A 22,568-nucleotide genomic window follows, 5' to 3' on the forward strand; every position below is an offset into this window, starting at 1 on the left:
GATGGGGTGGTGGGCCCCGTCGGCGAAGGGTTCTGCGAAACCGACGGCGCGAGGACCACGTCTGCGGGGCCTGCGACTTCGTTGGCCGTCGTGCTGGTCGTGCTTGTCGTGCTTGCCGTGCTCGTCGTGGTCGCCGCCGCAGGACACGTCGTCGCGAGCCGCGCGTTGTCGCCGTCAAGGACGTGCTGGCGGCCTGCGACCACGGCGGTCTGCAGGTCGGTGTCGTTCTTTCCCTTGCTCTGGGCCAGATTCAGCGCGCTTTGAGCGCTGCTGACCGCCGCGGAGGCTTTGGCTGACGCGAGCTTGGCCTGGTTCTGCTGGGCGGTGCTGGTCTGGGGGTTCTGGGCAGCGGCCAGTTCGGTGGTGCCGGCCTGCACCAGAGCCTGGGCGGCCTGCAGGTCCGACTCCCCCACCGAGGTGTCCTCGGTGGCCAGCAGCTGCCCGGCCTTGACCTGTTGGCCGGGCCGGACGTTCAGGGCACTGAGCGTGCCGTCGTTGCCGAAGTTGAGGTAGTACGCGTGCGCCGGCGTCACCTGGCCGGTGATGGTCGGTGCCGGGTCGGCCATCGCCCGGTAGGTCAGCACCACCGAGGCGGCGCCGACCGCCACGACGACGACCGCCACGAGCAGCTGCCGCGGCCGCATCGGCGCCCGGGCCGGCCGCATCTCGCCGACGCCGGCCTCGCCGCTGGTCAGGGCCGCGTTCATGCCGCGGACCCGGTCTTTGGTCACCATGGTCCTCTCCTTTCTCCGCTCCCTGGTTCGATCGCTGGGCCCATCGCTGATCCGATCGCCGGTCTGACAGCCGGTCCGATCGTTGGGTTCGACCGCTGGGCCGAGCGCCGGACGCGATCGTTGGTCCGATCGCGTCCGGCGACTCAGCCGCCGACGGCTCAGCGGTGCGGGCGCCTCAGCGGTCGGTGGCCTCGGGCATCAGGTCGTCGGAGGTCGCCATCCCGGGCCGCCAGACCGAGCGGGCGATGATCTTGCTCGGGTCGACGCGGTGCCGGTGGCGCACCGCGATGTCGGTGCACTCCTCCAGCAGCCCCTCGGACAGCGTCGTCGGCTTCAGGCCGAGGGCCAGGAACTGGTCGTTGCACACGATCAGCTCGTTCCGGTCGGCCTCCTGCCGCGGGTTGGGCAGGTTCGCGACCTCGACCCCGGTCATCTCGCTCACCAGCTTCGCCAGATCGGCGACCCGGTAGGTCTCGGTGACCTGGTTGAACACCTGCGGCCGGGGCCCCTCCGGCGGATTCTGGACGGCCAGCTCGACACACCGCACCGTGTCCCTGATGTGGATGAACGCCCGGGTCTGGCCGCCGCTGCCGTGCACGGTCAGCGGGTGGCCGATCGCGGCCTGCATGAGGAACCGGTTGAGGACCGTTCCGTAGTCGCCGTCGTAGTCGAAGCGGTTGATCAAACGGTGGTCCAGGACCGTCTGCGGGGTCTGGGTCCCCCACACGATGCCCTGATGCAGGTCGGTGATGCGCAGCTGGTCGTTCTTCGCATAGAAGCCGAACATCAGCTGGTCGAGGGTCTTGGTGAGGTGGTAGACCGAGCCGGGGTTGGCCGGGTGCAGGATCTCGCGCGGGATGTCGCCGTCGGGCGTCGGCACCTTCACGGTCAGGTAGCCCTCGGGGATCGGGGCCGAACCCGACCAGCCGTACCCGTAGACGCCCATCGTTCCGAGGTGCACCACCGCGGCGTCGATGCCGGTGGTGACGAGCGCGGACAGCAGGTTGTGCGTCGCCCGCACGTTGTTGTCGACCGTGTAGCACTTGGCCTGCGGGGACCGCATCGAGTACGGAGCCGCCCGCTGCTCGGCGAAGTGCACGACGGCCTCGGGCCGGAGCTCGGAGAGCACCGCCGTGAGCCGTTCGTACTCGGTCGCCAGGTCCAGGCGGATGAAACCGATGTCGCGGCCGGAGACCGACTTCCAGGCCCGGAGCCGTTCGCCCATCGGACGGATCGGGGTCAGCGACTCGACTTCGAGTTCGAGGTCGATCGCCCGCCGGCTGAGGTTGTCGACGATGGTGACGTCGTGGCCGCGGTCGGACAGGTGCAGGGCGGTCGGCCAGCCGCAGAAGCCGTCGCCGCCGAGAACGAGGATGCGCATTCGAATCCACTCCTTGAGATCGTTGGAACCGGAGTCCGGGCGCGGCGCTCGGGGCGCGGGCGGGCCGGACGTCCGTCCGGCGGCCGGGGTGTGGCCTGCCGGAACGATGGCGAGTGGACTGTTAGGAAACCTTCTTTACTTGGACTCGGGGGCACCGTAGGGCAGCCTCCGAGGGCGTGTCAAGGAGCTGCGAAAGTCGATCTTCCGGCCGCCCCTCCGCCACCTCGGCGTTACGCCCTTTCGCCCCGCCGCCTCGGTTACTCGGCACCGAAGGTCGCAAAGGCCTGGTATGCGCACCGATGACAGTCACCGTACGCAGCGATGCTTGACGGCTCCGTCACGGACGAGTACTACTGGTGGTGGGCTTGTTAGGAAACTTGCTTAACAAATAACGGCCCGGCGCCCTGAGCCTCCCACCGTTCTCGGGCGCCGCCGGCCGATTCACGCCGTCAGCACCGGCACTGACCGCGTCATCCGCCACCTTCCATCACGCCCCCATCTCGCCGCCGGACACCGGGCGTACCGCTGCAGGAGTCTGCGATCTATGCCATCGACATCGCGCGGCACCATGGCCGCGACCACCCTGGACGCCTTGGAATCCGAGGCCGTCCACATCTTCCGGGAGGCGGCCGGCGAGTTCGAACGGCCGGTGATCCTGTTCTCCGGCGGCAAGGACTCGACGGTGCTGGTGCACCTCGCGGTCAAGGCCTTCTGGCCGGCGCCGGTCCCGTTCCCGCTGCTGCACGTCGACACCGGCCACAACTTCGAGGAGGTCATCGCCTTCCGGGACCGGGTCGTGGCGTGCTACGACCTGCGCCTGGAGGTCGTACGCGTCCAGGACTGGATCGACGACGGCCGGCTGGCCGAACGGGCCGACGGCCTGCGCAACCCGCTGCAAACGCTTCCGCTGCTGGACGCCATCAGATCCCTGCGATGTGACGCGGCCTTCGGCGGCGGCCGGCGGGACGAGGAACGGGCCCGGGCCAAGGAGCGGATCTTCAGTCTGCGCAACGGCTTCGGGCAGTGGGAGCCGCGTCGGCAGCGTCCGGAGCTGTGGAACATCTACAACGGCCGGCACCGGGTCGGCGAGCACGTCCGGGTGTTCCCGCTGTCCAACTGGACCGAGCGCGACGTCTGGCGCTACGTCGAGCGGGAGGACATCGAGCTGCCGTCGATCTACTACTCGCACCGGCGGACCGTCTTCCGCCGATCCGGGATGTGGCTGACCGCCGGTCCGTGGGGCGGAGCCCGCGAAGACGAGGACGTGCGCGAGCTGACCGTGCGCTACCGGACCGTCGGCGACGGCTCGTGCACCGGCGCCGTGGAGTCCTCGGCGTCGACGGTGGCCGAGGTGATCGCCGAGGTGGCGGCCAGCCGGCTCACCGAGCGTGGTGCGAGCAGGGCGGACGACCTGGTGTCGGAGGCCGCGATGGAAGACCGGAAAAGGCTGGGGTACTTCTGATGGCTGCCGATCACACGCACCACGACGACGAACTCCACAACTACGAGCGCCAGGACCTGTTGCGGCTGGCCACCGCGGGCAGCGTCGACGACGGCAAGTCGACCCTGGTCGGGCGGCTGCTGTACGACACCAAGTCGGTGCTGGCCGACCAGCTGGACGCGGTCCACCGGGCCAGTGTGGACCGCGGCCTGGCCACCCCGGACCTGGCGCTGCTGGTGGACGGTCTGCGCTCGGAGCGCGAGCAGGGCATCACGATCGACGTGGCGTACCGCTACTTCGCCACGGCGCACCGCTCGTTCATCCTGGCCGACACGCCGGGGCACGTGCAGTACACGCGGAACACCGTGACCGGCGCGTCCACCGCGCAGGTCGCGATGGTCCTGGTGGACGCGCGCAAGGGAGTGGTGGCGCAAACCCGCCGGCACACCGCGGTGCTGGCCCTGATGGGAGTGCCGAAGCTGGTGCTGGCGGTCAACAAGATCGACCTGGTCGACCACGACGAATCCGTGTTCGCCCCGATCGCCAAGGAGTTCCTGGCGCACGCGACCGCGCTGGGCTACGCGGAGTCCGACGTGCTGGCCGTCCCGGTGTCCGCCCTGGTCGGCGACAACGTGGTCGAGCCCTCCCCGCGGACGCCCTGGTACACCGGGCCGACGCTGCTGCGGCACCTGGAGACCGTGTCGGTGGAGCCGGAAGTGCAGGACGCGCCGCTGCGGTTCCCGGTGCAGTACGTGATCAGGCCACAGACTCCCGCGCACCCGGAGTACCGCGGCTACGCCGGCCAGATCGCCGCCGGCACCGCGACCGTCGGCGACGAGGTCGTGGTGCTGCCGGCCGGCATTCGCAGCACCCTGATCGGCATCGACACCATGGACGGTCCGTTGGCCGAGGCCGGCGTCGGCCGCTCGGTGACCCTCCTGCTCGCCGACGATCTGGACGTGTGCCGGGGCGACGTGATCGTTGCGGCGGGCGCGCCGCCGACGGTCACCGACGAACTGGACGCCACGGTGTGCTGGCTGTCGGAGACGCCGTCGTGCGCGGGAGCATCGGTGCTGCTGAAGCACGGCACCCGGACGGTGTCGGCCATGGTCGTCTCCATCGAGGCGCGCTTCGACGAGCAGAACCTGTCGATGGTCCACGACCCGGATTCCCTGCGGCTCAACCACATCGGCCGCCTCACGCTGCGAACCTCCGAGCCGCTGCCGGTCGACGACTACACCACCAGCCGGCGCACCGGCTCCTTCCTGCTGATCGACCCGTCGGACGGAGGCACGCTGGCTGCAGGTCTGATCGGCGCGCCGCTGGCGGTGCTGGAGCGCGGAAGGAGACCTTCGTGAACCGCAGCGGAACCGCGCATCGGACCACCGGGGCCGGGGCCCGAAGCACCGGGACTCGAAGCACCGGGATCCGAACCGCCTCACCGATAACGCGCGAGTCGTACCGGCAGGCCGCCGTCGGCCCCGCCGATCCGTGCGACCCGTCCGGCCGGGACCGCGTCGACTGGACCCGGCTCCACGCGCTGGAGACGTTGTGGGACCCGGGCAGCCGGGACATCCTCACCGGCCTCGGCATCCGCCCCGGCTGGCGCTGCCTGGAGCTGGGAGCCGGCACCGGATCCGTGGCGCGCTGGCTCGCGCACCGATGTCAGCGCGGAAACGTCGTCGCCACCGAAGTGGACCTCCGCTTCCTGCGCGGAGACCGGGTACCGAACCTGGAGATCGTCGTCCACGACGTGGTGAACGGAGAGGACTTCCCCCCGGAGTCCTTCGACCTCGTCCACACCCGCGCCGTCCTGGCCCACCTCCCCGACCGCGACCGCGCCGTAGAACGAGCAGCCCGCTGGCTGGCCCCCGGCGGCTGGCTGGTAGTGGAGGAACCGACCCTCTACCCGGTCGACTCCTCGCCCCACCCCGACTTCCGCCGCTGCCTCAACGCCTACGCCCACATCATGGCCACCCGCCAGGGCACTGACCTCCGCTGGTCCCGCCACCTGCCATCAGTACTGGACCAAGCCGGACTCTCCGAACCCGGCCTCCGCGTGACCACAATGGTCGTAGGCGAAGGAGGCCCCGCCGACGACTACTGGCGCATCAGCCTTGAGCAGGCCGAACCCGCAATCCTCCACGAAGGCCTCCTAGCCCCGAACGACCTCCGGCACGCCATAGACTTGCTCGACGACCCATCATTCCTGGACCTCTCCTTCGCCCTCGTCTCCTCCTGGGCCCGCAAACCCCGACCGGGTGAACCTCACGGGACGCAGTGACGGAGCGCGCGACCACCGACCTGGGCGTCCGCCGGGAAAAACGAAACGTTCGGATGTTCATGTGAACACCCGACGGAGCGCGGAGGCGAAGAGAATTCTGAGATGATCACCCGTCGCAGGATCCTGACCCGCGACGGGATAGCCCACCAGAGGATCCCGGGATTTCCGATTGTCAGACCCTTGTCACGCTCTCCCGTTTCGACCGCGGCCCGAGCACCGTCACGACCGCTCGCGACCCCGCCCGAACCGCAGATACAGCGAAGGCACCACAAGCAACGTCAACAACGTCGACGTGACCAGTCCTCCGAGGATCACCACCGCCAGCGGGTACTCGATCTCGTGCCCGGGCAGGTTGCCCCGCAGCACCAGCGGCACCAACGCCAGGCCGGTGGCCAGCGACGTCATCAGGATCGGTGACAGACGCTCCCGGGAGCCGCGCACCACGAGTGCCGGTCCGAACTCCATGCCCTCGCCCCGCTCCAGGTGCTGGCAGTGGTTGATCAGCAGGATGCCGTTGCGGGCCGCGATGCCGAACACCGTGAAGAAGCCGACCAGGGCGCCGATGGTGATGACCCCGCCACCGATGCCGATCGCGATGACGCCGCCGACGAGCGCCATCGGCAGGGTCACGAACAGCAGTCCGGCCAGTCGCCACGATCCGAAGGACAGTTGGAGCAGCAGCAGGATGGCGATCGCGGCGGCGATCGCCGTGGTGAGCAGCGTCCGTTGGGCGCTCTGCCGTTCCTTGTACTCGCCGAGCATCGCGTAGTGCATGCCGGCCGGCAGCGCCACCGCGCCCAGGCGGTGGCGGATGTCGTCGGCCACGGCTCCCAGGTCCCGGCCCTTCACGTCGGTGCTCACGTCCAGGTAGCGCGAGTTCCCGTCGCGCGTCACGCGGTACGGGTCGCTGCGCACGCCGATGGTTGCGATGTCGCCGAGCCGGACGTGCTTGCCGGCCGGGGTGTCGAGTTGCATCGCGGCGATCGCGCTCGTACTGTCGCGCGCAGTCGGGACGCTCCAGACATAGACGCCGTAGATCTCACTCCCCATGAAGATGTTGCCCATCTCCTGGCCCGCCACCATCGCGGCTGCCTGTCGCCGCACGTCGCCCGGTTTCAGGCCGACCGCGGCCGCCTTGGCCAGATCCACCTCGATCTGGATCTGTGGCGTGTCCACCGAGATGTCCATGTGCGGATCCTCAACGCCGCGCACCTGTGTCACCTGGTGCAAGACGCCGGTCGCGGTGGCGCGCATCTGGTTGAGATCCTGTCCGTACACGCGGACCGTCACCGCCTGCCGGGAACCGGACAAGACCTCTTCGATACGTTCGTTGAGATACGTCTCCACGTCGCGGTACATCCCGGGGTATGTGTTCACGACGTCCCGCACCTGCCCGACCACCTTGTCGTAGTCCGCGTCGGGGTCGGTGCTGATCCACGCCTCGGCGGCATCGATACCCACGACCTCCTCGCCGCCCCGGGCCCGGCCGATGTGCGCACCAAAGCTCCGCACACCGGGGATCGCTTGCAGCCTCTGGGAAAGCATCGTTGTGGCGCGGACCATCTCCGTATCCGACGTGCCGGGCATGGCATCGAAGTGGATGAGCAGATCGCGTTGTTTGAAGGTGGGGAAGAGCGACTGGCCGAGCTGCGGCACGATCAGCGCGCCGGCCACGACGGCGACGGCGAACACCGTGTAGGCCGCAGCCGGGCGCCGCACGATCCGGGCCAACAGAACCGAGTAGCCGCGCTGGAGCCAGCGCACCAGCGGCGAGGGGCCGCGCCGCAGCGGGGCACGGCGCAGCATGATCAGAGTCAGAGCGGGAGTGACGGTCAGCGCGACGCACAGCGAGGCCACGATCGCCAGCGTGTAGGCCAGCGCCAGCGGTTTGAAGAACGCGGCGGTCAGGCCGTGCAGCAGGAACACCGGGACGGCGGCCGCGACGATGATCAGCGTCGCGTAGACGATCGGCGAGCGGACCTCCAGCGACGCCCCGAGGATGATCCGGGCGGTCGGGGTGTCGCTGCCGGCCGCCCGCGCCTCGCGCAGCCGCCGCAGGATGTTCTCGACGTCGATGATCGCGTCGTCCACGACCGCGCCGAGGGCGATGATCAGCCCGGCCAGGATCATCGTGTTGATCGTGGCACCGGTGTAGTGCAGCACCACCAGCGCGGTGACCAGCGACATCGGGATCGTCAGCAGGCTGATCAACGCCACCCGCCACTCGAACAGGAACAGCACCAGGATCACCGTGACGAGCGCGAAGCCGATCAGCAGCGAGGTGCGAAGGCCCGCGATCGACTCGTCGATGAACGTCGCCGGCCGGAAGATGGTGCTGTCGAACGTGACGCCGGGCAGCCCCGGCTGCAACTGCTTCAGCGCGCTCTGGACGCCCAAGGTGATCTTCAGCGTGTCGCCCCACGGCAGCTTCTCCACCACGAGCAGCAGTCCGGGCCGGCCGTTGATGACAGCGTCGCCGATGATCGGCAGGTTGTCCGGGACGACCGGTCCGACCGCGCTCAACGGCACCAGTGAGCCCTTGGCGGCATGGTCTTCCAACGGAGCCTTGGCGAGTTCGGCAGGACTGGACACGGAAAGCCGGTGCGCGATCTGCAGCCGCTGACTCGCCGTGTCCAGGAATCCGCCGGCTCCGACGACGTTTCCGTTGGAGAAGCTCAGCGCTCCGGAGTCGAGTGCGTCAGAGGTGGTGCGCTCGACCTCGTCCAGGGTCGCGTGCGCGGCGGCGAGCTTGGCCGGATCCACCTGCACCTGGAAAGTCGGCTGCCGCTCGTTCCAGATCGACACGTCCGCCACGCCGTCGACGGCCAGCAGCCGGGTCTTCACCCGCCACAGCGCCAGCCGGGACAGTTCCTCGGTCGAATACCCGGGCCCCACCATGCCGACCTGCACCACCCGCGCGGTCGCCGACACCGGCGGCAGCATCACCGGCGGCGAGGCCCACTTCGGCAGCGTCGGGCGCACCGTGCCGAGCCGCTCCTGAACCAGCTGCCGGGCGTGCAGCAAGTCGGTTCCGGGCTTGAAGACCATGACGATCGAGGACAGCGTCGGCACCGACGTCGAGCGCAACTGATCCAGTCCGGGCATGCCGTTCATCGCCAACTCCAGCGGCACCGTCACCAACGACTCGACGTCCGACGTGGACAGTCCCAGGCTCTCGGTCTGGACCTCGACCTGCGGCGGCGCGAACTCCGGGAAGACGTCGACGGCGCTGGACCGGATGGTCGCCGCACCGACGGCCATCAGGGCGACCGCCGCCGCGACGACCAGGAACCGGTACGTGAGGCTCCAGGAGACGATCGCGCGCATCACCGTGGGACGAGTCATGGTCCTTATTCCTCTCCCACGCCGTACTCGACCCCGAGCAACTCCGGCGCACCGATCGTGACCACCGCGGTGCCGGCCGCCGGTCCGGAGCTCAGGAGCGCCTCGATCCCGGTGACACGGGCGATGACGATCGCGTGCCGCAGGTAGGACCGGGGCCCGACCGCCACGTAAGTCCAGGCCGCACCATCCGGGCTGTAGATCACGGCCGTCGTCGGAATCACCAGGCCACCCGGCGCGGTCCGCACCTGATCAGTCCGGACCCGCACGGCTTCGAACGCCGGCTCGCTCAACTTCACGGTCGGCAACACGGCCCCGGGAACCGGGTCGAGGACCGCCGGGGGCGCCGGCGGGCTGTCGGCGGCCTGGCGCGAGCAGCCGGCCGACGTCACGAGGGTCGCCAGGATGGCACCCAGACGCACCGCCCGGGAGCGGCCGCCGGTCATGTGCGCGCCGCCTTGTGGAACCACCGCAGAGACAGCGCAGGCAACAGGACCAGCATCACCAGGGTCGTGGTCACCATGCCGCCGATCACGACGAGCGCCAGCGGTCGCACCACCTCCATGCCGGCGATATCGCCGACGACCGCGAACGGCAGAAACAACAGCACCGAACCAACAGCGGTCACCACGGTCGGGAACACGGATCGGCGCACGGCCATCTCGACCGTGTCGGCACCCGAGGCCGCAGAGCCGGGCGTCTCAGAACTCGATGTGACCTGCGAACGCTCGATGCCCCGCATCACCACCAGCCCCGCGCGGACCGCGACCCCGAACACCGCGAGGAAGCCGGCCAACGCCCCCACGGTCAGCGGCCCGCCCGCGAAAGGCGCCGTCACCACGCCGCCGGCAAGTGCCGGCGGCACCGCGCAGAACAGCAGCGCGGCCCGCCGCCAGCTGCGAAGAGCCGCCTGGAACAACAGGAACACGCCGACCGCGGCGCTGCCCGCGTAGAGCAGCGTATAGCGATCAGTGTTCTGATTCACCACGACGTCGCTGGACACCTCGACGTGGTATCCGACCGGCAACGCGAGGTCCCCGACCGCGGAACGGACCCGGTCCACGGTTCCGCGCACATCGCCACCGGGCACGTCCGCCGTGACGTCGATGTAGCGGGAGGCCTGGTCGTGGTCGATCTCGGCGGGCGCCGGCCGCGTCGACACCGTCGCGACGTCCCGCAGCGGCACCTGGCCGCCGCCGGGCGTGTCCAGCGGCAGGTTCGCGATCGCCGTCAGATCACCGTGCATCCCCGGCTCGCTCCACACCGCGACGTCGAAGATCTGCTGCTGCTCGTAGTAGCTGCCGACGGGGATTCCGGCGATCAGGACGGCCGTGGCCCGCCGGATGTCTCCGGGTTTGAGGCCGTGCGCCGCGGCGGCGTCGACGTTGGTCGCGATCTCGATGGACGGTTCCATGATCGGCGTTTGGACCGCCACGCCCGCCGCCCCTCGCACCCCGGACACCGCCTGCCGTAGTTGCCCGGCCGTGGCGGCGAGAGCCGTCGGGTCGGTGCCGTACAGCCGAATCCGCACCGGCGGGCCGTTGCGCGTGCGGTTGTCCGCCAGCGAGGCTTCGGTGAAGGTGAGAAGTGTGTGCCGCACACCGGGGTAGTCGTTCAGGACCCGGCCGACTGCCGCCTTGGCCGCGCCGTAGTCAGCCTTCGAAGACAGGGTGATCCAGGTCTGTGCGGAATTCACGTCGACCGCGCGGTCGCCGAGCAGCGCTTGTCCGACGTCGCTGGCCACGTCGGTCACGCCCGGCAGCCCGCGCAACGACCGGCCGGCCGTGGCCGTGGTCTGCTCCATCGCGGTCAGCGAGGTCCCGGCCGGTGCCTGCCAGCGCACCAGGAGGCTGCGCTCCTGCATCGTCGGGATCAGCGAGCGGCTTCCGAACTGCGGGACGATGAGGACGCAGCCCACGAGCAGGACTGCGGCCGTGCCGAACAGCACGGCGGTGTTGGTCGTGAACGCCGACAGGACCGCGTCGTAGGCACGCCGCAGCCGGAATGCCGGGTGACGAGAGACGGCGTGCCGGAGTAACAGATGCGCCAGCGCCGGGACGAAGGTGATCGCCACAAGCGCCGCAGCTGCGACGGCCAGCAGATAGGCGGTCATCATCGGTCTGGCCAAGGCCCCCGCGCGGTCTTGGAGGGTGAGGATCGGGATCGTCGCCAGCACGATCACGGCGAGCGCGAAGGTCAGCGGACGGCGTACCTCGACAACAGAGCCGACGACGGCAGCGGAGTCCTCACCGCCGGCGACACGCACGGCCTCGGCCGTGCGGACCGCGTCGTCCACCACCACACCGAGCGCCACCGCCAGACCAGCGAGCGTCAGGACTGTGAACGTGGCCCCCAGCAGGTAGAGCACGTATGCCGCGGCCACGACCGGCAGCACCGTCCCGGCCAGCGCGATCACCAGCACCCGCCACGACCGCCAGCACACGCCGAACCACGACGCCAGCAACAGCAGTCCGGCCAGCGCCGTCCAGCCGAGATGGACCAGGGCGCTGTGAACGTAGGTAGCAGGTTCGAAGACGCCGGTGTCCACGGTGATGCCCCGCAGCCCGGGCGCGAGCTCGGCCATCGCCGCCTTGATCCCAGCCGCGACCTTGAGCGGATCCGCGCCGGGCAGCTTCTCCACGACGAGCAGGAAGCCCGGGCCGCTCCGCAGTACCGCGTCCCCGCGCAGCGGCGGGTGGTCGGCGACCACGGTCGCCACGTCCCGCAGCGTCACCGGCCGGCCGGTGGTGTCCTCGATCGGGACCGCGGCCAGGTCCGCGGGGGTGTTGATGGGCAGCAGGTGCTGAATCGTCAAGCGCTGGTTCGGGTTGTCGATGAAGCCGTCGGCGCCCGGCGAGGCGGCCTCGACGAAGGTCAGCGGCGAGGTCCACATGGCGTCGCCGGCGGTGTTGATCACCTGGTTCAGCGTCACGCCGCGGTTGTTCATCCGCGCCGGATCGACCAGCACCTGCAGCTGCAGGTCACGCTGGCCCCAGAGCACGACGTTGGCGACGCCGGGGACGGCGAGCAGCCGCGGCCGGATCCGCCAGCGGGCCAGCGTCGAGAGGTCGGTGGCCGGCATCGTGGCCGAGGACAGCGCCACCGCCGTGGCCCGCGCCTGGACCGACAGCGGCTGGATCATCACCGGAGGGGTGCCGACCGCGACCAACGCGGGCCCCTGGGACACGCGCTCGGTGAGCAGTTGGCGCGCCCGGTAGACGTCGGTCCCCGGCTTGAAGGAGAGGTCGATGACGCTGAGCCCGGGCAGCGAGGCCGACTGAATGCGGTCCAGGAACGCCAGGCCGTTGAACTCGTCTTCCAAAGGCACGGTGACCAGCTGCTCGACCTCGCTGACGGACAGGCCCAGCGCCTCGGTCTGAACCTGGACCCGCGGCGGGTTGAACTCCGGCAGCACGTCGACCGGCGCGTGGCGGAGCCCGGCCACGGCGGCCACGAGCAGCACGGCCGCGGCGGCCGTCAGGACCGCCGCGAGCCGCAGGCTTGAGGCGATGATCCAGCGCATCACGGCCTCATCTCAGTTGCTTGTCATTGACTTGCCTGAACTCCTCACTCCCGACGGCGGTCAGCGAGGCTTGTGTCCCCAGACGTAGACGGCGTCGCCGATACCCAGCATCGGGAACAACCTGGCGGAGTCGGCGACCGTCAGGTTGACGCATCCGTTGGAGCCGCCCTTGCGCACGTCCCCGTAGGTGCCGTGGAGCGCGTAATCGCCGTGGAAGAAGCTGCTGAACGGCATCGGCTCGTGGAACAGGTACGAGTACTGGTGGCGGTTCCGCAGCCAGATGTGGAACAGGCCGTCCGGGGTCCGGCGCCCGGGCATGCCGGTCCGGATCCGCACCGCCGGAAAGATGACCTTGCCGCCCTGCTGCACCCACAGCTGCTGATGGTCCTGGTCGACGCAGACGACCTTGCGAGTCAGCTGTGGGCAGTGCGGCGTGACGGCCCGCGCCGTGGCGGCCTGCGTGGCGGCCTGTGTGACGGTCGGCGCGGCGACGGCGACCAGCGCCGAGCAGGCGGCCAGGAAGATCGCGACACGGCGGCCCACGGTCGGGCGCTGCCGGTCCCGGGCCGGAGACGCGGAATCTGGGACTGTAACCATGTCTGATAGATGGACAGTACGTAGTCTGATCTACCGGCGAGGTCCCGAGAGCCACCCTTTTGCCGCCGCGTATCACCTGTTTGTCGGCTTAGAGGTTTCGATCGCCGCGGCATCGGCCGGACGCGGGCGCGGAAGGCATCAAAACCTTGGCATCCGCTGCCGTGTCGCGGCCTTGAACAGCCCTCGACCGGGATAGCTTCCGAGCATGCGCACCCCGATTCTCCGGCGCCGCGTCGCACGCTGGGGCACCGCCGTCCTGCTGGCCGCCGTCCCCGCAACCACCGCCGTGCCCGCCGAGGCCCTCCCGATCTCCCCGCTTCCGTCGACCGGCCAGGCGGCACTGTGGTTCGCCGGCCACAGTATGACCGGCGGCCCGGTGTCCACTCCGCAGCCCATCGCGAGCGTCACCAAGGTCATGACGGCCTACCAGGTGCTGGCCGACCACCCGTTGAAGCCCGGCGACCAGGGCCCGACGATCACGGTCCTGGCATCAGAGGTCACCGCCTACCGCGCGGCGCGCCTCGGCGGCGAATCAGTGATCCCGGTGGCCGCCGGCGAGCGCATCAGCGAGCACACCGCCCTGGAGGCCATGCTGCTGCCCTCCGCCAACGACATGGCCCGGATCCTGGCCCGCTGGGACGCCGGCGGCATCAGCGGCTTCGTGTCCCGGATGAACGCCACTGCCGCGCTGCTGGGGATGCGCAACACGCACTACGCCGACCCGGCGGGCGTGAACACGGCGACCGTCTCGACGGCCACCGACCAGCTGCGACTCGATCAGATGGCGATGGCGGACCCGGTGCTGGCCGGCGTCGTCGGCGAGAAGTCGGCCACGGTGCCGGTGGCCGGTACGGTACGCAACTCGAACCCGCTGCTCGGCACCGACGGCTTCGTCGGAACGAAGACCGGCTGGACCACCGCGGCCGGCTCGTGCCTGATGTTCGCCGCGCGGGAGCCCGACAGGCACGGCGGCGCACGGATGGTGTACGGGGTCCTGCTCGGCCAGCCCGGCGGACCCAGCTCGGGAGCGATCTTCGCATCGGCGACGCGGATGGTGAACGCGGCTCGCGCTGGGCTGTAGCCCACAGGCCCTACCCGGCCCGGCAATCGGCGAGGCATGTCCTCGTTTGCCGGGCCGGAATTAGTGCAGTCAGGTGATCGTTCTACGGCGACCGAGTGACTCCGATCCGCGGCACGCGCGCTCGGCCGTGCTGTCGAGCATCGACGAACCATGAAATCCCTCTTTCGCCGAACGATCGTCGCGGCGGGCACCGCGCTGATCGCGCTCACACCGGCCGTGGCCGCCGCCGACGCCAAACCGGACCGGGCGAACCCGTGTCCGCACCCGGCAGGCCGCATCGTCTGCGTCGATCAGGACCACCAGCGGATGTGGGTCCAGAAGGGGTCGAGGATCATCTTCGATCCGGTCCTGGTCCGAACCGGTTATCGCGGGATGTGGACCCCCAACGGCACCTTCCGCGTCTACGCGCGGCACGAGTGGCCGAACGCGCCGCTGCTGCCCTACAGCCAGTTCTTCCACCGTCACTACGCTCTGCACGGATCCCGCGACGATCTCCGCAAGGGGAAGTCGAAGGGATGTGTGAACATGAGCGTCACAGACGCACGGCGGCTGTGGAGGACGTTGGAGATCGGGGACACGGTCTACATCTGGGGGCACAAGCCCGGTACATGAAATTCCGGCGCCCGTCATCCCCTCAGGTCTCAACTGACGAATCCACTGATCCAACCGGGCGCTAAGTATGAAAAAAGTGTGAATATCGCCGGTAGTCGCGGAATGGGGCGGGATGGGTGCAGAGACCGGCTCTGCGACCACATCGTCAGGAGGGACCCCACATGCGCGTATCGCGCATCGCCGCCATCACCGTCATGGGAGCGGCAGCCTTCGGAGTGTCCGCCACGTCCGCCTACGCGAACGAGGGCAGGTCCGGAAGGATCGAAGCCTCGCCCCACGTGGTGAAGCCCGGGCACGTCGTGCGTCTCACCACCGAGGCCTGCCACTGCGGTCCGGCCCTGGTGCACGTCACCGTCGACGGCAAGCGCCACTGGGTCAAGCTCGCCAAGTGGACCCCCGAGGGCAAGACCGGCTGGTTCAAGGTCCCGCGGGACACCGACCCCGGTCGGTACGAGGTCGAAGGCCACTGCAAGTGGGGTCGCGGCATCGAGGGCGCCTTCTGGGTCCCGAAGGAGCACAAGGAGCACAAGGAGCACCACCGCGCGATGCATCACCATCACCACCACCACTGCGCTCACTGACGTCCACAGCGTCATCGAGCCGAACGCTGTAGCGCCGCGGCGGTCGATATCGACCGCCGCGGCGCTACGTCGTCCTGCGCTTTCTACACGAAGTGACGTGCTCCCTCGATCAGTCCGAGCGCCGCGTCGAACGAGCGCCCGGCAGGCGGTGGGCCGGGCTGCCCGAGGACGACGCCGTAGACCGTGTGGTTGGTGTGCGACCTGTCGCCCTTGACCCGCGCGGCGAACATCAGGCAGCCGCCCGCGGCACCCGTCCAGCCGGTCTTGACACCGAATACGCCGTTGCGGCCGAGCAGGCGGTTGTGGTTCCGCACGACTCCTGCGACCGGTACCCGCGCCGACGTCTCGCTGACGACCTGCGCGAAGGTCGGAACGGCCATGGCCGCCTGGTCCAGCCGGATCAGGTCCGGGGCGGTGGAGACAGTGCGGGAATCGGTGCCGGCCGGGTCCGCGAAGTGCGTACGGCTCATCCCCAAGCGACTGGCGGTCTTGTTCTCCCGCGCCACGAACCGGTCGATGCTGCCGGCATCCCAGCGTGCCAGGACGCGGGCCATGTTGTTCCCCGACGGCAGCAGCATCGCCTCCAGGGCCTTACGTTCGCTGATCCGCTCGCCCGCGGAAACCGCGACGAGGGTCTGGCCACTGTGACGCTCCGCGTAGTACGCGGCGGCCTCGTAAGGCAGGACGGTGATCGTCGGCCCGCTGTCGTGCACGCCGATCGGGTGGTCGAGCAGAACCTGATAGGCGTCCATGACCTTCGCCACACTCGCGGTCGCGTGCGGTCGCCCCACCGCGCCGGACGTACCGAGCAGACCCCGACCGTCGACGGCGACCGCGGACTGACCGGAACCCGGCCACGGGATCCGTACGGAGGCGGCGGCCGGGGCCGCAACGCCGGCGACGGCCGCGAGGAGCAGCGGTGCGACGCTCCACCGGGCCGCTCTACGCGGGGATCTGAGCCGATCCACAGGAAAGATGTTTCTCATGTGATCAGTTGTTGTCAGAAGCATGCCCCAGCTAGTCCAAGGCTGGGGCTAACGGGTGATGCGGTGGGGCAATCAAGCACCCGTCCGGCGTTCGACTCGGCCCCGACGCCGACCCGATCACGGCATGCTCGACGACACCGATCCGCAGGTGTGGCAGCGGGTACTGGTGCCGGCATCGATCCGGCTGGACACCCGGGCGCTGTCGCGAGCGGTGATCTCGCACAGCCGTGCCAGCCGCTCTGCGTCCAGATGATCCAGGACGAACCACGGAACAAGATCCGCCCACACAACGCTCTGCAACACCTCCAACGGCACCCGGTCGCCGGAGCCGAGCTGACTCGTAGCGCCACCGCGCCGTAGCCGGAAGACGGCCACAAGTCTTTGACCTGGTAATTTGCCGTGAGAGAGAAAGAGAGCCGGATGTTCTCATCGAACATCCGGCCGAGGCGGAGGCGGAGAGATTTGCCAAAGATCGCCCGCCGCAGGTCTCTGACCCGCGGCGGCGACCCCTCTCGGAACTATCGGGGTCACCCATTGTCAGGTCCTTGTCACGGCATCACAGGTCACCTTCCGACCCTGTGAGAGCGGCCATCGGCCCCGATCCGGGGTGCCGGGCGGCAGCGTGAATGCCTCTAGACCAGGGCTGGCGCCGCCCGGGCGAGCAGGACAAGGTTTTCGACCCACGCGGGGACACACCCGTTTGGCAGACCCCCATCCCGCTCCATGTCCTACCTTCAGTAGGATGTCTGTATGGCCAAAGAGAAGATCTCGGCGACGATAGAGTCTGACGTGCTCGCCAACGCCGATGCGGACGCCGCAGCGCTCGGACTCAACCGGTCGGAATACATCGAGCGAACCTTGCGGGCCGACCACCTGCGCCGCGTCCTCGTCGACTACAAGACGCGGACTGTTCCCGCTCTCGGTATCGATGCCTACGCCGACGACCTCTACAAAGCCAACCTCGCTCTGGTCGCAGAGTCGCCAAGCGGTGACGGCCAGTGACTCGACCGGGGGACATCGTCGAGCGGGCGGATGCCACCGGACGCCTCGTCATGGTCGTCTCCAACTGGGCTCACATCCAGGCGGAGACGGGACGAGTGCTGACCTGTCCGTTCATCGCTGGGGATCTCCGTGACGATTCTGCGTTTGTTGTGCAGATCCCCACACCTGAAGGCATCGTGCTGCCCGAACTCGTCCACTGGCTTCCGACCTCCGCATTGGGCAAGTACCTGGGAACCGCTGAAGCACCCAAGGTCGCCGAAACGACCAGGCTGGTCACCGCGCTGATCGCGCCTTGACGTCCGGCACGTTGGCCGCCGTGCAGGCTGTCGCCGGATACCGCCACGGCGGCGCGCAGCGCGGACAACCAAGTGAACCGCCCCGATATCGCCGACTCGCGCACCGGCTGCGGCGCTGCTCCGGTTGTAGGGCATGCGAACGATGGGCATCGAGGAACTACTGAGGGAAGAGAGCGAAGACTGGTGATGAGCGCGGACAAGCAGTGGACCGGACCTGATGCCGAGGCTTTGCGAATGCCGCCGGCCGACGTCGTCGAGCGGCTGGTCACAGTGTGCGGGGATCTGAAGGAGGAGTTGGTCGGGTACGTCTGGCAGCCGCGGTTCTCCAAGCAGGTGAACACCGCGCTGCGCCGGGTCACCGACCGGCACCGCGGCCTGGACGAACGCTCCGCGATGGCCGCGATCGACCAGTTGGCGTTGGAGACCAAGCTTCACGACGGGACCACGATCGTCCAGCGTTTCGCCGAGCAGCACCGCCCGCCGTTCGACGACGAGCAGAAGGCGATTCTGTTGGGCTGGCGGGACGTCGTGGAGAGCCTGTTCGAGGTCTGGGAGCACGTGGAGGGCGGCGGGATCCTGCTGCACAACCTGCTGGACGATCTGCTGTACCCGACGTGGGCCACCAACGGACCGGACGCAGTGGCACCGATAGCCCCGGGCTCGTTCGTCGTCACCCGCATCGTCCCAGTGCACGACGAATACGACATGTGGCTGTTCTCCGGCCCACAGTCCCTGTTCGGCCCCGACGCCGGCCCGATCATGGCGCAGTCCGCGATGCAGACCGGCATGGCGAACCCACGTGCGATGCGACGCAACACCGCGCTGGTCGCCAAGGCATGGGAGATGCAGGCCGAGGAACGCGCGACGTTCCTCGAAGTCGCCGGCGCCGACTTCGTGGTCGGAACCCCGACGGAGATGCGCGAACTGCTACTGGCCTTCCGACAGGAAAGGCAGCGACTGATCGAGGAGGCGCACCCGGCAGCCAGGGCCGACAGCGTCGCCGGACCCGGCCCGGAGGACCTCGTATCGCTCCCCGACGAGGTCTTGGAGGCGGAAAGCCTCGCCGTCGTCTACGACGAGGCCGAAGGCCTGAGCTACTTCGCCGAGTTCGCGGCCGTGGCCAAGCCGTTCACCGTCCCCGCCGACCAGCTCTCGCGGACGGTGCTGGCCCGGCTCAAGGACTTCCTCAACGACGAGACCGTCCCGCCGCATCTGATCCGACGCCTGGCCGCGCAGTACCCGGACACCGCCGACCAGGTCTTCGCCGCACTGCTGGGCAAGCCCGACTTCTCCTGGTCCCGTAACGGTGAGGCACTGCTGACGCGCAAGAAGCCGGAGTTCTTCGACCGTGAACCAACGCCCAGCATGACCGTGACAGGCACACGCCTCGCACAACTTCTCAGGGCCCGGACGTGAACTGAGTACGGGACGCGCTCCTCAGCTGCCGGGGTCGGCACTCGGCGTGATGCCTCGCCACTTGGAGCGGCCGGGGCCGGTCCCGGCATGGGGTAGGCGGCTACGAGGAATGTCCGAAGCTTCGACGACGTAACCGAAGTCGCCGTCGCCGACGGTCCGTTTCAAAGTCCGTAGGACGGATCCTGGATCGTCGTAGGGTCCGTCCATGTAGAACGGCTGCCCGTCGCGGCCGAAGCGGATCGGCGACTCATCCTGCGGACGGCCGAGCACATCTGCAGCAGTCTCGAAATCCTCATGCGGTTCGAAGCCCAGGCCGCGGGCGTACACAACGGATCCGAAAACCAAGTCACGCGCCAGCGCGGCAGGGACTTGGAGATACGACTCGAAGGTGTTGAAGTACAGCTGCCGGAACTCTGCCAACTCGGTGTGGGACATCGCGTCACCAGGATGCGCGTCCTTGACTCCCAGGCACCACACATCGAGCAGAAACCCGACGACCAGTGCCTTGCTGGCATGCTCGCGGTGCCGGGCGGCCAAGACAGCGACCAGTCCGCCCCGCTCGACATCGGCGCTCGGGCGGTCGTAGCCGGCCCAGTCCGGCGCGCCATCCAAGCCGAGGCCGAAGCTCCAGCCGGCGCTAACCCAGCACTGCGGCTCGTCGCCACCGCCGGTCGGCACCGCATCGTTCAGCGCCGCGACCACATCGGCGACGCTCAGGCCGAGCGTACGGGCGATCGCCTTCGGTGCCATGCCGTCTTGACGCAGGGACCTGGCCTTCTCGCCAATGCGCACGTCGTCCATGTCTGCCAGGTTAGTACGGTCGCTTGTTGCTCGTCTGTCCGCACTTCGGCAGCCACTCGAAGGAAGGGAACGTCCGCACCCGCACCGCATGACAGCGCCGAATATCCACGTCACACGAGCCAGTAGAGTTCAAGGCCGTGAAACACATCGGCCACGACCTCGATCTCGACCGTGGAACCACAGTCCACGCAAGCGCGCACGCCGCGTTGTCGAAACCTGGTCACCGCCCTGAGCCTGGCAGACCAAGGCCGGATCAAATGCGGTGAGAAGACGAAGCGTCCGAGCGCGTCCAGCATCGCCGTCCTCGCCGCATCGCTAGAAGGCGGCGACTTCTACGCCTCCGCCGTGGACGAACATATCGCGGCATTCGCCTGGCCGCTGCTGCTCCAGGCCGGCGGCTTGGCAACGCTAACCGGCACCCGTCTGCAACCCACGCCCCGCGGCCGTGCCGTCATGGCAGCCCCTGACTACCCCGCCCTGGGAACGTTGTGGGGCAAGAGCGCGGTCGTCGGTGACTTGGCCGTCACACGTCAGCGCCCATATACGGCGTGGCTCAGGCGTCAGGGCTCGGCCGCCGCCGACCATCCGGAGCTGGTCGCCGGCGTCGCCGCCAAGGTGACCGCGTTCGCCGACCCGCTGTTGCACGGCACCATGACCAGCCACACGTGGAATCCCGCCGATCGCACCTGGTCATGACCAGGTGTGAGCATCAGCCGCGCCCACGCGTGCCGCGCCTGATCCAGTCCGCAGCGATCCGGCGGTTTGCGGCATCCACGTCGAAGGCCGCCGGATCGAACTGATCGGCGTGGTCGATCCCGAGCCAGTCCAGCATCTCCTGGTGATCTGCAGCGCCCGGGTCCGCCAGGGTCTCGCACAGGTCGCGATAGCCCCAGGTGCCGCCGCAGTCCTCGGGCGGGCACGCCGCCGCCCCGTCAACGCAACGCGGGTACACGATGCCAGCCTCGGCAAGCACCACGGCCTCGACGAGGATCTCGTGCTCCCAACCGTCGCCGAAGTCGTATTCGTAGCCGACGATCGCTCCGGGCCCGGCGATGTCGGCCAGCCGAACGGTGTCCTCGGCGGCGATGTCCTCGGCGAAGTCCGGATCACGCCAGCCATAGCGCGCTTCGCCGACGGTGAACACGTGCAGGTGCGAGTCAGTCCAGCCCAACGCGGCCTGCAGCACCCCGTGCAGCCGGTCCAGCCGGATCGACGCCGGCGCCAGTACCCGCCGCCACACCTGCGGATCAGTATCGTCGAGCATCACGCGTAGTTGGAACAGTTCCTCGCCGGATTCGACACCGCCGCGTCCGGCGAGGCCAGCGTGCAGCACCGCCCCCGACAAACGGACGCGTCCATCGTCGGTCTCGACCGTTCCCAGAGCACGCCACAGCGCCACCACGTGGGCGGTGTCACGAGCGGTGATCTCGCGCAGCCGTGCCATCCGCTCTGCGTCCAGATGGTCCAGGACGAACCGCGGAGCGAGATCCGCCCACACAGCGCTCTGCAACACCTCCAGCGGCACCCAGTCGCCGGAGCCGAGCTGAAACCTCAGCTCCACGCACGTCTCCCGGAAACCCGGCAGCACCAGCGACGTGATCCACCCGGACGGCACCACCGCATCCGAAGGAATCTTGGCGAACGCCTCGAACAGCACCGCCCGCAGCCGCTCCGGCTCGGACAGCAGCTTCGCGTTCTTCTTCACCGGCACCAGCTTGCCGCCCACGGCACGGACGAGCCCGGCGGCCTTGACCCACTCGACCAGCAGATTCAGCCTCGGCAACTCCTGGCTGGACTTGGTACGGAACACCCGCCCACCGATCACCGGATCGATCCGGTCGACAGTGCCCAGCAACGACACGAGCGCACGGGCATCAGCCAAGGTGAGCCGCCCGGTCTGGGTCAGCCTGCGCCCCGCGCCGATCCACTCCACAAGAGCCTGGACCTGCTCCGGCAGCGTCAAACCGATCTCATCCGACCCCGCGATATCCGGCATTCCACTCACACCGTTATCGTTGCACGTCCTCACAAGGCGCGACCCGACGACCACCGGGCCGCGCGCCAGGGCCTGCGAATGCTCAGGCTTTGAACTCAGCAGCATGATGACCTGCACGGACGACCGTTCCCAGGCGAAGCCACGCGTTCCGTTGTCACACCCTTGTCGCGAACGCCGTTCCGAACATTGTTCGGGACCATCTCCGCAGGGCGGGCGCGTCGCACCGGAAAGGCAGCCCCGAAGCCTTGAACTGGGAATTTACCGCGCGAAAGCGAAAAGGTCGGATGCTCATTTCGAACACCCGACCGAGCGCGGAGGCGGAGAGATTTGAACTCTCGATGGGGTTTAAGCCCCAAACCGCATTAGCAGTGCGGCGCCATAGACCGGACTAGGCGACGCCTCCAAAACCCACAACCGCCGGAGCACCGGCGCTTGTACGGTCGCCGATAGCGTACCCGGTCGCCCCGGTGGAGACAAAAGCCTTTGCCGAGGGGG

19 protein-coding genes, 1 tRNA gene and 1 pseudogene are annotated in these 22,568 nt (G+C 68.8%); 11 read left to right on the plus strand and 10 right to left on the minus strand.

Annotation, left to right across the window (positions count from 1 at the left end; translation table 11 throughout):
• Positions 1-734 (minus strand): annotated as a pseudogene (locus GWK61_RS36610) (hypothetical protein); the annotation flags it as partial.
• Positions 735-909: 175 nt separating this feature from the next.
• Positions 910-2,115 carry an NAD-dependent epimerase/dehydratase family protein gene (locus GWK61_RS36615; RefSeq protein ID WP_194916288.1) on the minus strand — a complete coding sequence of 402 codons (1,206 nt, stop codon included), beginning with the start codon at positions 2,113-2,115 and terminating at the stop codon, positions 910-912.
• Positions 2,116-2,659: 544 nt separating this feature from the next.
• Here GWK61_RS36615 and cysD point away from each other — a divergent pair.
• Genes cysD through GWK61_RS36630 form a run of 3 tightly spaced genes read left to right on the plus strand, consistent with a single transcriptional unit; the run spans position 2,660 to position 5,840 of the window.
• Positions 2,660-3,577 carry a sulfate adenylyltransferase subunit CysD gene (gene cysD / locus GWK61_RS36620; protein WP_194916289.1) on the plus strand — a complete coding sequence of 306 codons (918 nt, stop codon included), beginning with the start codon at positions 2,660-2,662 and terminating at the stop codon, positions 3,575-3,577.
• Positions 3,577-4,914, plus strand: a complete 1,338-nt coding sequence (locus GWK61_RS36625; RefSeq protein WP_194916290.1) for a sulfate adenylyltransferase subunit 1 — start codon at positions 3,577-3,579, stop codon at positions 4,912-4,914. Before cysD ends, GWK61_RS36625 begins: the two co-directional genes overlap by 1 nt.
• Positions 4,911-5,840 (plus strand): class I SAM-dependent methyltransferase, encoded by a 930-nt coding sequence (locus GWK61_RS36630; RefSeq protein WP_194916291.1) that lies wholly within the window; start codon positions 4,911-4,913, stop codon positions 5,838-5,840. The genes GWK61_RS36625 and GWK61_RS36630 overlap by 4 nt, the downstream gene beginning before the upstream one ends.
• Before the next feature lie 219 nt (positions 5,841-6,059).
• Here the strand turns inward: GWK61_RS36630 and GWK61_RS36635 are convergent, their stop codons facing one another.
• From GWK61_RS36635 to GWK61_RS36650, 4 genes are read right to left on the minus strand one after another with little or no spacing between them, the layout of a single operon-like run.
• On the minus strand, positions 6,060-9,185 hold the full coding sequence (locus tag GWK61_RS36635; RefSeq protein ID WP_228563536.1) for an efflux RND transporter permease subunit: 3,126 nt from the start codon (positions 9,183-9,185) through the stop codon (positions 6,060-6,062).
• Positions 9,186-9,190: 5 nt separating this feature from the next.
• Complete coding sequence (locus GWK61_RS36640; RefSeq protein ID WP_194916292.1) at positions 9,191-9,628, minus strand: efflux RND transporter periplasmic adaptor subunit; 438 nt, start codon at positions 9,626-9,628, stop codon at positions 9,191-9,193.
• Positions 9,625-12,705, minus strand: a complete 3,081-nt coding sequence (locus GWK61_RS36645; RefSeq protein ID WP_194916293.1) for an efflux RND transporter permease subunit — start codon at positions 12,703-12,705, stop codon at positions 9,625-9,627. Before GWK61_RS36645 ends, GWK61_RS36640 begins: the two co-directional genes overlap by 4 nt.
• Positions 12,706-12,765: 60 nt before the next feature.
• Positions 12,766-13,302, minus strand: coding sequence for a L,D-transpeptidase (locus GWK61_RS36650; RefSeq protein WP_194916294.1), 537 nt, complete (start codon positions 13,300-13,302; stop codon positions 12,766-12,768).
• A gap of 205 nt (positions 13,303-13,507) precedes the next feature.
• On the opposite strand from GWK61_RS36650, the gene GWK61_RS36655 reads away from it, so the two are divergent.
• The 3 genes from GWK61_RS36655 (at position 13,508) to GWK61_RS36665 (ending at position 15,576) form a co-directional block, all read left to right on the plus strand.
• A complete protein-coding gene (locus GWK61_RS36655) occupies positions 13,508-14,383 on the plus strand; it encodes a D-alanyl-D-alanine carboxypeptidase family protein (protein WP_194916295.1) in 876 nt (291 codons plus the stop codon).
• A gap of 150 nt (positions 14,384-14,533) precedes the next feature.
• A complete protein-coding gene (locus GWK61_RS36660; protein ID WP_194916296.1) occupies positions 14,534-14,995 on the plus strand; it encodes a L,D-transpeptidase in 462 nt (153 codons plus the stop codon).
• A gap of 161 nt (positions 14,996-15,156) precedes the next feature.
• Positions 15,157-15,576 (plus strand): hypothetical protein, encoded by a 420-nt coding sequence (locus tag GWK61_RS36665; RefSeq protein ID WP_194916297.1) that lies wholly within the window; start codon positions 15,157-15,159, stop codon positions 15,574-15,576.
• A gap of 83 nt (positions 15,577-15,659) precedes the next feature.
• Here the strand turns inward: GWK61_RS36665 and GWK61_RS36670 are convergent, their stop codons facing one another.
• Positions 15,660-16,544 carry a D-alanyl-D-alanine carboxypeptidase family protein gene (locus GWK61_RS36670; protein ID WP_194916298.1) on the minus strand — a complete coding sequence of 295 codons (885 nt, stop codon included), beginning with the start codon at positions 16,542-16,544 and terminating at the stop codon, positions 15,660-15,662.
• Between the two features lie 142 nt (positions 16,545-16,686).
• Here GWK61_RS36670 and GWK61_RS57295 point away from each other — a divergent pair, with 142 nt between their 5' ends.
• From GWK61_RS57295 to GWK61_RS36685, 4 genes are all read left to right on the plus strand, one after another.
• Positions 16,687-16,815 carry a plasmid pRiA4b ORF-3 family protein gene (locus tag GWK61_RS57295; protein WP_228563538.1) on the plus strand — a complete coding sequence of 43 codons (129 nt, stop codon included), beginning with the start codon at positions 16,687-16,689 and terminating at the stop codon, positions 16,813-16,815.
• 497 nt (positions 16,816-17,312) lie between these two features.
• Positions 17,313-17,564, plus strand: a complete 252-nt coding sequence (locus GWK61_RS36675) for an antitoxin (RefSeq protein ID WP_194916299.1) — start codon at positions 17,313-17,315, stop codon at positions 17,562-17,564.
• The gene (locus tag GWK61_RS36680) at positions 17,561-17,860 is read left to right on the plus strand and encodes a toxin (protein ID WP_499703307.1); all 300 of its coding nucleotides are present in this window, start codon (positions 17,561-17,563) and stop codon (positions 17,858-17,860) included. Before GWK61_RS36675 ends, GWK61_RS36680 begins: the two co-directional genes overlap by 4 nt.
• A gap of 186 nt (positions 17,861-18,046) precedes the next feature.
• A complete protein-coding gene (locus tag GWK61_RS36685; RefSeq protein WP_194916301.1) occupies positions 18,047-19,276 on the plus strand; it encodes a DUF7986 domain-containing protein in 1,230 nt (409 codons plus the stop codon).
• A gap of 21 nt (positions 19,277-19,297) precedes the next feature.
• On the opposite strand, the gene GWK61_RS36690 is transcribed toward GWK61_RS36685, so the two are convergent.
• Positions 19,298-20,077, minus strand: coding sequence for a helix-turn-helix domain-containing protein (locus tag GWK61_RS36690; RefSeq protein WP_194916302.1), 780 nt, complete (start codon positions 20,075-20,077; stop codon positions 19,298-19,300).
• A gap of 171 nt (positions 20,078-20,248) precedes the next feature.
• Here GWK61_RS36690 and GWK61_RS36695 point away from each other — a divergent pair, with 171 nt between their 5' ends.
• Positions 20,249-20,773 carry a hypothetical protein gene (locus GWK61_RS36695; RefSeq protein WP_194916303.1) on the plus strand — a complete coding sequence of 175 codons (525 nt, stop codon included), beginning with the start codon at positions 20,249-20,251 and terminating at the stop codon, positions 20,771-20,773.
• Positions 20,774-20,786: 13 nt separating this feature from the next.
• Here the strand turns inward: GWK61_RS36695 and GWK61_RS57300 are convergent, their stop codons facing one another.
• Positions 20,787-22,073, minus strand: coding sequence for a plasmid pRiA4b ORF-3 family protein (locus GWK61_RS57300; protein WP_228563540.1), 1,287 nt, complete (start codon positions 22,071-22,073; stop codon positions 20,787-20,789).
• Positions 22,074-22,385: 312 nt separating this feature from the next.
• Positions 22,386-22,476, minus strand: a tRNA-Ser gene (locus tag GWK61_RS36705).
• Positions 22,477-22,568 lie beyond the last annotated feature (92 nt).

Source organism: Catenulispora rubra, assembly GCF_015356825.1.
Classification (GTDB): Bacteria; Actinomycetota; Actinomycetes; order Streptomycetales; family Catenulisporaceae; genus Catenulispora; species Catenulispora rubra.

Bases quoted from the DNA above. Each gene is read 5' to 3' on its own strand.
- GWK61_RS36615 (WP_194916288.1), bottom strand. From the start codon at position 2,115: ATGCGCATCCTCGTTCTCGGCGGCGACGGCTTCTGCGGCTGGCCGACC.
- cysD (WP_194916289.1), top strand. From the start codon at position 2,660: ATGCCATCGACATCGCGCGGCACCATGGCCGCGACCACCCTGGACGCC.
- GWK61_RS36625 (WP_194916290.1), top strand. From the start codon at position 3,577: ATGGCTGCCGATCACACGCACCACGACGACGAACTCCACAACTACGAG.
- GWK61_RS36635 (WP_228563536.1), bottom strand. From the start codon at position 9,185: ATGACTCGTCCCACGGTGATGCGCGCGATCGTCTCCTGGAGCCTCACG.
- GWK61_RS36640 (WP_194916292.1), bottom strand. From the start codon at position 9,628: ATGACCGGCGGCCGCTCCCGGGCGGTGCGTCTGGGTGCCATCCTGGCG.
- GWK61_RS36645 (WP_194916293.1), bottom strand. From the start codon at position 12,705: ATGCGCTGGATCATCGCCTCAAGCCTGCGGCTCGCGGCGGTCCTGACG.
- GWK61_RS36650 (WP_194916294.1), bottom strand. From the start codon at position 13,302: ATGGTTACAGTCCCAGATTCCGCGTCTCCGGCCCGGGACCGGCAGCGC.
- GWK61_RS36655 (WP_194916295.1), top strand. From the start codon at position 13,508: ATGCGCACCCCGATTCTCCGGCGCCGCGTCGCACGCTGGGGCACCGCC.
- GWK61_RS36660 (WP_194916296.1), top strand. From the start codon at position 14,534: ATGAAATCCCTCTTTCGCCGAACGATCGTCGCGGCGGGCACCGCGCTG.
- GWK61_RS36665 (WP_194916297.1), top strand. From the start codon at position 15,157: ATGCGCGTATCGCGCATCGCCGCCATCACCGTCATGGGAGCGGCAGCC.
- GWK61_RS57295 (WP_228563538.1), top strand. From the start codon at position 16,687: ATGCTCGACGACACCGATCCGCAGGTGTGGCAGCGGGTACTGGTGCCG.
- GWK61_RS36675 (WP_194916299.1), top strand. From the start codon at position 17,313: ATGGCCAAAGAGAAGATCTCGGCGACGATAGAGTCTGACGTGCTCGCC.
- GWK61_RS36685 (WP_194916301.1), top strand. From the start codon at position 18,047: ATGAGCGCGGACAAGCAGTGGACCGGACCTGATGCCGAGGCTTTGCGA.
- GWK61_RS36690 (WP_194916302.1), bottom strand. From the start codon at position 20,077: ATGGACGACGTGCGCATTGGCGAGAAGGCCAGGTCCCTGCGTCAAGAC.
- GWK61_RS57300 (WP_228563540.1), bottom strand. From the start codon at position 22,073: ATGCCGGATATCGCGGGGTCGGATGAGATCGGTTTGACGCTGCCGGAG.